This window comes from Snodgrassella sp. CFCC 13594 (assembly GCF_001590725.1).
Lineage (GTDB): Bacteria > Pseudomonadota > Gammaproteobacteria > Burkholderiales > Neisseriaceae > Snodgrassella.
This window is the reverse complement of record NZ_LQXR01000027.1, coordinates 1-10,541: the sequence shown is the minus strand read 5'-3', so window position 1 is coordinate 10,541 and position 10,541 is coordinate 1. Positions and strand designations below refer to the sequence as shown.

General features: G+C 46.2%; 10 protein-coding genes and 2 pseudogenes. 9 read left to right on the top strand and 3 right to left on the bottom strand.

The features are described from left to right. Positions 1–187: 187 nt before the first annotated feature. The 3 genes and pseudogenes from ptsP to A2F46_RS10965 all read right to left on the bottom strand — a co-directional run bounded on the left by ptsP (position 188) and on the right by A2F46_RS10965 (position 2,602). Positions 188–1,926, bottom strand: a pseudogene (ptsP, locus tag A2F46_RS10975) (phosphoenolpyruvate--protein phosphotransferase). After that, positions 1,926–2,195, bottom strand: a complete 270-nt coding sequence (locus A2F46_RS10970) for an HPr family phosphocarrier protein (RefSeq protein WP_066570424.1) — start codon at positions 2,193–2,195, stop codon at positions 1,926–1,928. The pseudogene ptsP and the gene A2F46_RS10970 overlap by 1 nt, the downstream one beginning before the upstream one ends. Beyond that, entirely contained in the window at positions 2,192–2,602 is a 411-nt protein-coding gene (locus A2F46_RS10965; protein WP_066570423.1) for a PTS sugar transporter subunit IIA, read from the bottom strand. The genes A2F46_RS10970 and A2F46_RS10965 overlap by 4 nt, the downstream gene beginning before the upstream one ends. A 245-nt stretch (positions 2,603–2,847) precedes the next feature. Here A2F46_RS10965 and A2F46_RS10960 point away from each other — a divergent pair, with 245 nt between their 5' ends. The 9 genes and pseudogenes from A2F46_RS10960 (at position 2,848) to A2F46_RS10920 (ending at position 10,526) form a co-directional block, all read left to right on the top strand. Beyond that, the gene (locus A2F46_RS10960) at positions 2,848–3,747 is read left to right on the top strand and encodes an ABC transporter ATP-binding protein (protein WP_066570422.1); all 900 of its coding nucleotides are present in this window, start codon (positions 2,848–2,850) and stop codon (positions 3,745–3,747) included. A 1-nt stretch (position 3,748) separates the two neighbouring features. After that, positions 3,749–4,945 (top strand): ABC transporter permease, encoded by a 1,197-nt coding sequence (locus tag A2F46_RS10955; RefSeq protein ID WP_066570421.1) that lies wholly within the window; start codon positions 3,749–3,751, stop codon positions 4,943–4,945. A gap of 3 nt (positions 4,946–4,948) precedes the next feature. Then, positions 4,949–5,236, top strand: a complete 288-nt coding sequence (locus A2F46_RS10950; RefSeq protein ID WP_066570420.1) for a hypothetical protein — start codon at positions 4,949–4,951, stop codon at positions 5,234–5,236. Continuing rightward, positions 5,229–6,350, top strand: a complete 1,122-nt coding sequence (locus A2F46_RS10945) for a beta-ketoacyl synthase N-terminal-like domain-containing protein (RefSeq protein ID WP_066570418.1) — start codon at positions 5,229–5,231, stop codon at positions 6,348–6,350. The genes A2F46_RS10950 and A2F46_RS10945 overlap by 8 nt, the downstream gene beginning before the upstream one ends. Then, positions 6,347–7,060, top strand: a complete 714-nt coding sequence (locus A2F46_RS10940) for a hypothetical protein (protein ID WP_066570412.1) — start codon at positions 6,347–6,349, stop codon at positions 7,058–7,060. Before A2F46_RS10945 ends, A2F46_RS10940 begins: the two co-directional genes overlap by 4 nt. Beyond that, the gene (locus A2F46_RS10935) at positions 7,053–7,976 is read left to right on the top strand and encodes a hypothetical protein (protein ID WP_066570409.1); all 924 of its coding nucleotides are present in this window, start codon (positions 7,053–7,055) and stop codon (positions 7,974–7,976) included. The genes A2F46_RS10940 and A2F46_RS10935 overlap by 8 nt, the downstream gene beginning before the upstream one ends. Before the next feature lie 5 nt (positions 7,977–7,981). Continuing rightward, positions 7,982–9,136, top strand: a complete 1,155-nt coding sequence (locus A2F46_RS10930; protein ID WP_066570406.1) for a beta-ketoacyl-ACP synthase III — start codon at positions 7,982–7,984, stop codon at positions 9,134–9,136. After that, positions 9,126–9,533, top strand: coding sequence for a hypothetical protein (locus A2F46_RS10925; RefSeq protein WP_066570404.1), 408 nt, complete (start codon positions 9,126–9,128; stop codon positions 9,531–9,533). Before A2F46_RS10930 ends, A2F46_RS10925 begins: the two co-directional genes overlap by 11 nt. Continuing rightward, positions 9,523–10,526 (top strand): annotated as a pseudogene (locus tag A2F46_RS10920) (BtrH N-terminal domain-containing protein). Before A2F46_RS10925 ends, A2F46_RS10920 begins: the two are co-directional and overlap by 11 nt. Positions 10,527–10,541: the final 15 nt, after the last annotated feature.

The following is a 10,541-nucleotide window of genomic DNA, read 5'->3' as shown; positions in this document are numbered from 1 at the left end:
CCCACGAAATAGATAAAAAAAAACCACCGATATCAAGGGAGGGAATATCGGCGGCCAAGTTGCGGGAAAACGTTACTTACTCACTACTGACTGCTTGTGTTACAGCAATACTGTGAGTGTCATTATACGAAGACCAATTTTAATTGCTGTTAATCTGTGCTAAGTCTGACAAAATTACATCAATCCATCACGCATCCACCGATACATTCAATTTTTTGATTAACTTAAGGGCTTTATCCGGGTCATCGTTGCGCATGATTTTTTGAGTCTCTGTTTCCAACACAATCACATCGCTTTGTATGATGCGATTTTTAATCGCCAATAAATTATTGGGGTTCATTGAGAATCGGCGCAGCCCATACCCAACAATAAACGCGTGTATTGTTCGTCACCCGCCATCTCTCCACACACGGAAACTTGTTTGTTTAACCGATTGGCTGCACGAATGACATAATGCAGTAACTTCAACACCGCCGGATGGCTGGGTTGGTAAAGATAGCTGACACTTTCGTCGCCTCGGTCCGCCGCCAAAGTATATTGAATCAAATCATTGGTCCCCACCGACACAAAATCCACATGCTTCAAAATGGCATTAATGGACAATGCGGCAGAAGGCAGCTCCACCATCACGCCCACTTGTATATCAGCATTGAATGCCTCATCTCGCTCTGCCAATTGTTTCTTGGCGGTTTCTAAATGCGCCAAGCATTGATGTACTTCAGTGACAGACGAAATCATCGGCCACATCATACGCACTGGTCCAGACACGGCAGCACGTAAGATGGCCCGCATTTGTGTACGAAACATCACTGGTTCGGCCAAACACAAACGAATACCAGTCATGCCCAAAGCTGGGTTCAGTGAATGACTCTGCCCAAACCAGCGCGGATTCTTGTCCACCCCCAAATCAACGGTACGGATGGTGAGCGATTTGCCTTTAAGCCTTTTTACCACGTCGCTATACAAAACAAACAATTCTTCTTCAGTAGGTAAATTATCTCGGTTTAAATAACTGAATTCACTGCGATACAGCCCTACGCCATCAGCACCCAGTTTATGTAGGTTCTTGATGTCTTCTATGGTTTCGATGTTCCCTAATAGCTCAATATTGATGTTGTCTAATGTGGTAGCGGCGGTTTTTTTCAGTTTACTTAATTGCCGTTTATGACTGCGAAATTCGCGGATGCGGCGACGGTACTCCCCCAGCACCACATCATCAGGCGCAATAATCAAGACCCCCATGCTGCCATCAACAATCACCAACTCATCTTCACTAATTAACTCGCGCGCATGACCCAAGGCAATCACGGAAGGCATGTCCAAACTGCGACCCAGAATCGCAGTGTGACTGGTGGGCCCGCCAACATCTGTGACGAATGCAGCAATACGGCCATCTTTAAAAAAAACGGTATCTGCTGGCGACAAATCATGTGCCACCAAAACAGCATCATCTTCAAAATCTTCCTCAACCGCCACCTCAGTTGACAACCCGTTCAAGTTTTTATATATCCGCTCCACCACCTGCAACATATCTTGCTTGCGGGCGCGTAAATAATCATCATCAATGGCATCAAATTGTTCGGCTAATTTATCGGTCTGCTGCTTGAGCGCCCACTCCGCATTAATATGCTGCTCCTTGATAAGATCAATGGGCTCACGCGAAAGGCTAACATCGCTCAATAACATCAAATGCAAAGAAATAAAGGCACCCAATTCAGCCGGTGCATTTTCTGGGATGGCTACCCGCAATTGCTCTAGCTGCCGACGTGTGGCTTTTACTGCTTGTTCATAGCGCGTAATTTCGGTGGGTATCTCACTTGCTAATAGCTCCAGATGCGGCACTTCATCCATGCCGCGGGTGACCAAATGAGCACGCCCGATGGCAATCCCTGCACCCACCGCAACACCATGCAGCACAATGCTCATTATTCGTCTTCGCCAAAATAATGATTAATCAAATCAACCAATGCATTCATCGCCGCCTGCTCATCTATGCCATCCGTTTCTAATTCTATGGTGCAGCCTTGAGCCGCCGCCAGCATCATTAATCCCATGATGCTTTTGCCATTCACACGGCGCCCTTTGCGGGTTACCCATACTTCACTTTGAAATTTACTGGCCATTTGTGTGAATTTACTGGATGCCCGTGCATGCAAGCCCAGCTTATTGATGACTTTTATCTCTTGTTTGATCATTTATCGTTCACATCGTCATAAGTTATTGTCAAAATACCACTAATTGCCGCGCGCTTTACTTCTGCGGCCAACGTCAATAAATCATTGCTTTCCTTTGCATACTGCATGGCCTTTACCATCATGGGGGCATTCAAGCCAGTAATCATCACCATTTTATCGTTGTGAATTAGGTTGCGCGCAACATTACAAGGTGTTGCGCCAAAAATATCCGTCAACACCAAAACCCCATGCCCTTCATCCAGCTGCGCCAACAATACCAATGCTTTGGCCCGTACTGCCTCTGGCTGGTCATCCTGCCGAACACTGAGTATGGCCACGTTTTCAGGCATGGCACCAAAAATATGCTCCGCCAACTGCGTGTATGCCTGACCCAGAGTTTCATGGGTCACAATCATCAAACCAATCATCACACTGCCTATCCAATGAATGTTCAGAGTGTAGCTGAAAATACCTGAGCTAAAAACCACTTTCAGGCAACCTGAGTGCGCTTTTTTCGATAAGGCCTAATTTATAGATGCCGTATGATTGACTCGCTTCTACGGAGCGTAAAATACAAGTAGCCGAATACCGCCGCAACCAGAAAAAATGCATCTTGGCCCACAAAAACCTTAAAATACATGCTTAATGATTAAAAATCGAAATTAATTCACCCATGATGCGTTTGCAAGACTTGGATTACCACTACCCCAACAACCCTCTGCCTGTATTGTGCAACATCAATCTCGACATCGTCCCTGGCAAGGCGCTGGGCTTACTGGGCCCCAACGGTGCAGGCAAGACAACATTAATGCTGCTGATGAGTGGCTTATTGCCCACGCAAAGCGGGCAAATTTTGTGGCAAAACCAATCTCTGGTTGACCTGCCTAAATCTGAACGTCAGAAAATTGCTATGGTGCCGCAAGATTTGGCTTTTTATCCACAATTGACGGTATGGGAAAATCTACGTTTTTTTGCTTCTTTGTATCCTGATGTTGCCACCCACCACTTACATTCTTTGCTCAATCGTTTGGATTTATCGGGCAAGATTCATGCGCGTGCACACCGATTATCAGGTGGTCAAAAACGACGACTCAACCTAGCCATCGGTCTGGTGAATTCACCGAAATTGATTTTTTTAGACGAAGTCACTGTCGGCGTAGATCCCCAATCTCGAACATTGATTTTCGACTTAATTAACGATCTGACCAGTCGCGGCACCACGCTCATTTACACATCTCATTATCTACAAGAAATTGAGCTACTCTGCCAAGATATCGCCATCCTCAATCAAGGCAATTTAGCCTTCCACGGATCCGTACATGACGTTTTGCAGGATACCAATCGAGCTAGCTGTGTGATACAGACGGAACCCCGTTTAAATACAGCACAAATAGCCACGCTCCCCACGGCCACTCTTCGCGCAGATGGTAGCTTGGTGTTTGGTCCCGAAATACCGCTTGCCGAGATTCTGCGCGCCATTCATGACTGCGGTGCCACCATTCGCTTTATCCGCAAGGGGCACAATACCCTGGAATCATTTTATTTGGATTTTTTGCGACAGACGACGGCCTGAAATGAAATTATTTGCCTTTACCAAAGAATTTATACTACTCAGTCGTGACTTACATGGTGTGGCTGTCTTGTTTCTCATGCCTTTGTTATTCACGTTGATTATGTGCTTTGCACTCAGTGACAATGGCGACCCTTTAAGTAAAGCAAAAATAGCCATCCAATCATCGGCCCAGCCAGAATTTGATCGTGCGCTACAAAAAACACTTAGCCAGCAAGGCATGCATGTCATCATTGAATCACAGTCAAATACACAATTACAGCAGAAAATCCACGCACACCAGTTGGATGCCACCATCATCAATCCCAATAAAAACATGCAAATCTTGTCCGCCTTTAAACCACTGACCGTACTATCCGACCCCAGCAAAGACAAAACCTGGCAGTTGGGTTTTGATGGACAAATGCAAGCAGCAATCAACAAAATTGTGTTGGCACAATACTTAGATACATTCACGACAACATCACGAAAACCGGCTTACGCCACCTCCATTCCAGACACAGCCGCAATCAATACATTTCTGGCAACACCTAAAGTAACCGAAGGGGCTTCATCTTCAGGGAAAACACCCAATTCCGTACAACAAAGTGTGCCTGCATGGTTGATTTTTGGGATGTTTTTTATTTTGATTCCTCTGTCCAACGTGATGCTAAGCGAACGACACACCAACACGTTGACGCGGTTGTGTCTTGCTCAAATATCAGCAAGCCACTTACTCGCCGCCAAATTTTTACCATATTTTTTAATCAATCAAATCCAATTTATGGGCATGCTGGCTTTAGCCCATTGGGCACTGCCGATCATGGGTATGCCGGCATTGTCACTCCCTGGTTCAGGGTGGTTGTATTGCCTACTCTCAGCCTGCATTAGCCTCAGTGCTTTGGGTTATGGCTTCTGGGTGAGCACACTATCACAAAGCACCGAACAAGCCGTGGTATTGGGCGGTGGCGGCATCATCATCATGGCTTCACTGGGTGGCATTATGGTGCCAACTTATGTCATGCCAACTACCATGCAGCACCTCTCCTTAATCTCGCCCATGAGCTGGGGGCTAAACGCATTTCAGGGTTTACTGCTCAACCAAGCTGATTTGCCCACCATACTGCCCTACTGCGCAAGCTTGGCACTGTTTGGGCTTGTGTGTATGCTCATGGCAAGTTGGCGGTATCGTCGACAGCTCCGCCAAGCAGTCAGGATATAAATCATGAATTCACCAACATTACCCCTTTCAGATGCGCTTTTATCTCAAAATTTAAAGCTGCTCATCATTCAAGAGTGTGAAAAAGACAACCTCAGTATTGACACTTGGCCCGATGAAGCACCTTTGTTTGGGCCACACAGCACCATTAACCTGGATTCCTTGGATGCCTTGCAATTGTGTGTGGCTCTACAGGCGCATTATGGCATTCGCATTCAAGGCGATCGTATGGTGCGCCAACACATGATGTCCATTGCTGATTTGATGCGTTTTATGCGAACAACTCATGCGTAATGTGTTCCTTCAGGCAGCCGTGTTTACTTGTGCACAAAGCCAAATTTGCTCCTCCTCTATTCGTGAACACATAACCGCGCCCACCGATATTTCGATTGCAAGCGCACAAGGCTGCCTGTGTAAACCTTATTTCCGGGCATTCCCACAAGAAAAGCTCAGTCGAGATAATATTTTAACCATCATCATCCATCATATAGAAAAAGCCATTGCAGAAGCAGGCTGGTCCAAGACCCATCACGGCCAACGTGGTATTTTCTTGGGAAGCACCGCTGATTTGCTCTCTGATTATGAACGACAACTCCAAGCAAGCCCAGATATTGTCCAAACTCTGAACCAGCTGGATTATCAGCTCACCGACATCATAGAATCTCTACAAAACCATTACCCGGGCTACTCGATATTGTCGTTTAATAGCGCCTGCACGTCTGGCGCCCAAGCCATGGCTTATGCCCGCCAATGGATTATGATGGACTGGCTTGATGAGTGTATTGTCGTAGGCTTTGAATGTTTTAATGAACTAACGTTAGCCCACTTTGCAGCCATGGGGCTGTTGGGCAGCGGTCATTTGAGTCCATTTTCGATGCAGCCTTGTGGCATGCAATTGGGCGAAGGCATCGCCGCATTGGCCCTCAGTAGCAAACCATCCCCTTGCTGCATGCGCACGGCAACCAGCCAAACCGATACGGTAAACATCACCCAAACATCACATCCTGCTATCTGCCAACTGATGCACGACATGTTGGCCACACTGCGCCCCCAGTTCCCGTTACAAGCCATTAAAACTCATGGCATCGGCATTCTGCTCACCGATAGCGATGAAGCGAAAATCATGAATGAGATGTGTGCCAATACGCCTGCATTCTCACTCAAACCTTTATTAGGGCACACTTTGGGCGCCTGTGCCGTACTGGAAACGGCTGTACTGTTCGGCTGCCTGAAACAAGGGCATTTGCCTACCTACCTGCAAAGTAATGTGTCTGCATCTAACCCGACATCTCTCTCAATCAATACGCCCGCAGAAAACGCCATGCAACTACTCCCAGGCTCTTATTTACTGAATTTCTTCGGTTTTGGCGGCCAATGCTTTGGCTTCGTACTGGAGTGGCAAGGATGAGTAGTTTGCATATTCTCGCCAAAGGACAATGGCTAAACACAACAAATTTAGATAGCGCACTCAAGCTGCATTTAAAACAATACGCCCCAAAAACTTTGCGGCGTTCCAGCCGCTTTACCCAACTGACCATGGCTGGGGTGGTGTCATTACAACCTCAATCCTCTTCATGCGGCGTCTATTTGGGTAGCCGTTTTAGTTCGCCCTCAACCATCAGTAATATGCTCGAACGCACCTTAACCAACAATTATCCCCGGCCGTTTGACCTCATCGCTGGCTTGCATAATGCGGCTATTTTTCAAGTAGCAAACCACTTCCAATTACACGGCCCCACCGTATTCATCGCCACCGGCAGTATGCATAGCCAACAAGCCAATCCCTTATTATTGGCCTTCAATGACATCACCGCAGGCAAAACAACAGAGGCGTTGGTCGGCTGGGCTTATGAACATCAAATTCATGATAATGATGCGACCCCAGAAGGCAGTCTGTGGTTGCATTTGATTGCATCGCGCTGCAATTCGTCAAAACCTTTAGGGCGAATCAACATCGTGGGACCAACCCCAACCACTTCAACGACTCTTTGGCAAAACTTTGGAAACGTCAGCAATTGGTTTATGCAGCAGCCAGCACAAATACGCTTAAACACCTCACTGCCACAACACTTGCTACAGCTAACCTGGCAAAAAAACGACAAGGACACCCATGCCTAAGATGAACATCTTGGTGGTGAGCTATTCACAAACAGGCCAACTCGACCATCTAACCCAATCATTCACGCAGCCGCTCTCTGGTGTAGAGCATGTGGTTGAATACCTAAAATTAACACCTCAAACTGACTTTCCCTTTCCATGGCCTTTTATGACGTTTTTCAATACATTTCCTGAAACCGTCCACCTCCAACCTAGGGCCATCAATGCGCCACAACCATTACGCTCACACTATGACTTGGTTATTTTGGCTTATTCGGTGTGGTTTTTATCGCCTGCTCAACCCATGACTGCTTTTTTACAATCGTCTCAGGCAGCCGCCATCCTGCACAACACCCCAGTTATCACCTTAATTGGTTGCCGTAATATGTGGCTCATGGCACAGGAAAAAATCAAACTGATGCTGCAACAAAACAAGGCACGGCTGGTAGACAATGTGGTCAAAATTGATGGCTGTGGCAGTGTCGCATCGTTCATCACCACGCCTTACTGGATGCTTACAGGAAAAAAACGTGCCTTTTCTTGGCTACCGCCTGCCGGCATTACTGAAGCCGATTTTCTTGATACACAACGCATGGGGCACCATTTGGCGCAAACCCTATTCGAGCTGCCTGAAAACAGTGTCATTCCAGAGGCCATGCTGCGCGGTCAAGGCGCCGTTACCATCAACGAGAAATTGATTACCAGCGAGCGTTTTGCCCACCGCAGTTTTTACCTATGGGGCAAACTTTTACTCTCTGCCGGGGCGGTTTCTACAGGCTTACGAAAAGCCATACTGGTCTTTTACATTGTATTTCTGATTGGTATCATACTGACCGTTGCCCCTCTGAGTGCCGCGATCAAAGTGCTGCTCCGCCCTCTAACTAAGAAACACATCCAACAACAAAAGCAATATTTCAGCTGGCCTTCAGGCGAATAATCATCATGTCTCATCATGTTTACATCACCCACACAACGGCTTTTTTGCCCAATGACCCCATCAACAACGATGAAATGGAACACATATTGGGCCAAGTTGGCACAAACCCCTCACGAGCGCGCAAACTGATTCTAAAATCCAATGGCATCCACACTCGGCACTATGCGATTGACCCAGTTACGGGTGAAGCCACTCATAATTGCGCTGAACTAGCAGCGCAAGCCATTCAGCAATTATTCCAACAAGGGGTAAACCCCAATAAAGTTGGCGTATTGGCCTGCGGCACGTCCAATCCAGATCAAATCATGCCTGGTCATGGCGTTATGGTTCATGGTTTGCTGCCCCAAACGCCTGCTTACGAAGTAGTGAGCATGGCGGGTGTCTGCGTAGCGGGTATGGCCGCAATGAAGTATGCTCACTATGCCATTTTGGCGGGTGCTCACCACCAGGCCATAGCCTGTGCAGCAGAAAATGCCTCAGCCATGATGCGTGCCCGTGGCTTCCAAGGTGAGATTAAATCATTGGCCACACAATCCATTCGGCCTGAAATTGCATTTGAGAAAGATTTTTTACGCTGGATGTTATCAGACGGGGCTGGAGCAGTTCATCTGAGCGATACGCCTTCGACAAACCAAATCAGCTTAAAAATTCACTGGATTGAATTGGTTTCCTATGCGAATGAAATGCCTGCCTGTATGTATGCCGGGGGCGAATATGTGGGCCACACGTTTACCGGTTGGAAAGAGTTTTCACAACACACGTTGTTGTCAAAAAGCATATTGAGCGTTAAGCAAGACGTTAAACTGCTTAACGACAACATTATTGCGTATGCCTTAGAAAAAGCGCTGACTGGTTGCCTGAAAAAACATCCCATGAAGGCTGATGATATTGATTATTTCCTCCCACATTACTCCTCACAATTTTTCCGTGAAAAAGTGGCAGTAGGGTTATCAAATATGGGCTTTGAAATTCCTTTTCACAAATGGTTCACCAATTTACCAATGAAGGGCAACACAGGATCGGCATCGATTTACATCATGCTGGATGAATTTATGCACACCCATAGCCTTAGTGCAGGACAAAAAATACTGTGTTTTATTCCTGAAAGTGGACGCTTCTCTTCATCATTTATGCTGCTGGAGGTTGTCAATGGAGATTAAAGATATCCCTCAGGACGATAGCCCCATTTTTCGAGGTCAAACTAAAGTCATTTATGCCACAGAAAAGGGCCACTATCAAAAAAGTACCACCACCGGCTGGCAAGACGAGACGTTCGCAACACAATTGGCTGTTGATGCTCTAGCAACACAAGCCAAAGTAGCCTATGAGCAGTGTGTCTGTGGGCAATATTCACCGTTGTATTTCCGCATGTATCAATATCGTTATGATGTCAGCTCATTGGCGCAGGCCACAGGCTTTTTCCAGTGGCAAATCAAACGTCATTTTCAGCCAGCAATCTTCAATCGGCTGCCTGAAAAAAAATTACGCAAATATTTAGCCGCATTTCAATTATCGCTTTTTGAATTCACTCATTTACCGGACCATCATGCACTTTGAAACCAAACACCACCAGCACACGGCACACTGTGAAAGTGGCGTTTTATCAACACTACTCCAATACCACCAAATAGACTTGAATGAAGCCATGGTGTTTGGTTTGGCATCTGCATTATCATTTGTGTATTTCCCATTTGTAAAGATATCGGGTATGCCATTGGTTTCCTATCGCGGCCTACCACGCAGTATTCTCAAAAATACCTGCAAACAATTAGGTATTAAATTGGTTATCAAAAAATTTCATGACCCTTTCATGGGCCAGCAAGCTTTGAATCAAGCCATATCACAAAATCATTTGGTCGGCATTCAAACATCGGTGTTCTGGCTGCCTTATTTCCCACCAGAAATGCGATTTCATTTTAATGCTCACAATTTATTGGTTTACGGAAAAAATGATAATAATTATTTAATCAGTGATCCTGTTTTTGAGCACCCCCAACAGTGCGCCGCAGAAGACCTGCAAAAAGCCCGCTTCGCCAAAGGCACACTGGCCCCAAAAGGCTAATGTACACCGTGCAAATCAATACGCCTTTTGACCATACCCGCATTAATCTCGCAATTTTGCCTGCGATTCGCAAAAATGCCAAAGCCATGTTGTCACCTTTCCCTTTTGTCGGCTGTAAAGGAATTCACACACTAGCGAAAAAAATCGCCAATTTAAACCAATCGAAGCTGCCTGAAACAAAACAAGTTTTATTCTTAGCACACATCGTACGAATGCAAGAAGAAATTGGCACAGGTGGCGCCGGTTTTCGTTATCTTTATGCCGCATTTTTACAAGAATCGGCTCAGCGCCTAAACCTGCCAACATTGGCTAAAGCAGCTGAAACACTGACTGAAATTGGTGATCGGTGGCGTACTTTTGCCAGTCAAGCCGTCAAATATTGCCGGCATCCACAATCAGAAAAAATGCTTACACTGGCAACAGAACTTCACCAAATAGCCAATGACGAATGTCAACTGTGGCATGATTTATCTCAATTATCAGACTAACCACATAATAATCAA

Excerpts from the sequence above, each read along its gene's own strand:
- A2F46_RS10970 (WP_066570424.1), bottom strand. The coding sequence starts at position 2,195 with ATGATCAAACAAGAGATAAAAGTCATCAATAAGCTGGGCTTGCATGCA.
- A2F46_RS10965 (WP_066570423.1), bottom strand. The coding sequence starts at position 2,602 with ATGATTGGTTTGATGATTGTGACCCATGAAACTCTGGGTCAGGCATAC.
- A2F46_RS10960 (WP_066570422.1), top strand. The coding sequence starts at position 2,848 with ATGATGCGTTTGCAAGACTTGGATTACCACTACCCCAACAACCCTCTG.
- A2F46_RS10955 (WP_066570421.1), top strand. The coding sequence starts at position 3,749 with ATGAAATTATTTGCCTTTACCAAAGAATTTATACTACTCAGTCGTGAC.
- A2F46_RS10950 (WP_066570420.1), top strand. The coding sequence starts at position 4,949 with ATGAATTCACCAACATTACCCCTTTCAGATGCGCTTTTATCTCAAAAT.
- A2F46_RS10945 (WP_066570418.1), top strand. The coding sequence starts at position 5,229 with ATGCGTAATGTGTTCCTTCAGGCAGCCGTGTTTACTTGTGCACAAAGC.
- A2F46_RS10940 (WP_066570412.1), top strand. The coding sequence starts at position 6,347 with ATGAGTAGTTTGCATATTCTCGCCAAAGGACAATGGCTAAACACAACA.
- A2F46_RS10935 (WP_066570409.1), top strand. The coding sequence starts at position 7,053 with ATGCCTAAGATGAACATCTTGGTGGTGAGCTATTCACAAACAGGCCAA.
- A2F46_RS10930 (WP_066570406.1), top strand. The coding sequence starts at position 7,982 with ATGTCTCATCATGTTTACATCACCCACACAACGGCTTTTTTGCCCAAT.
- A2F46_RS10925 (WP_066570404.1), top strand. The coding sequence starts at position 9,126 with ATGGAGATTAAAGATATCCCTCAGGACGATAGCCCCATTTTTCGAGGT.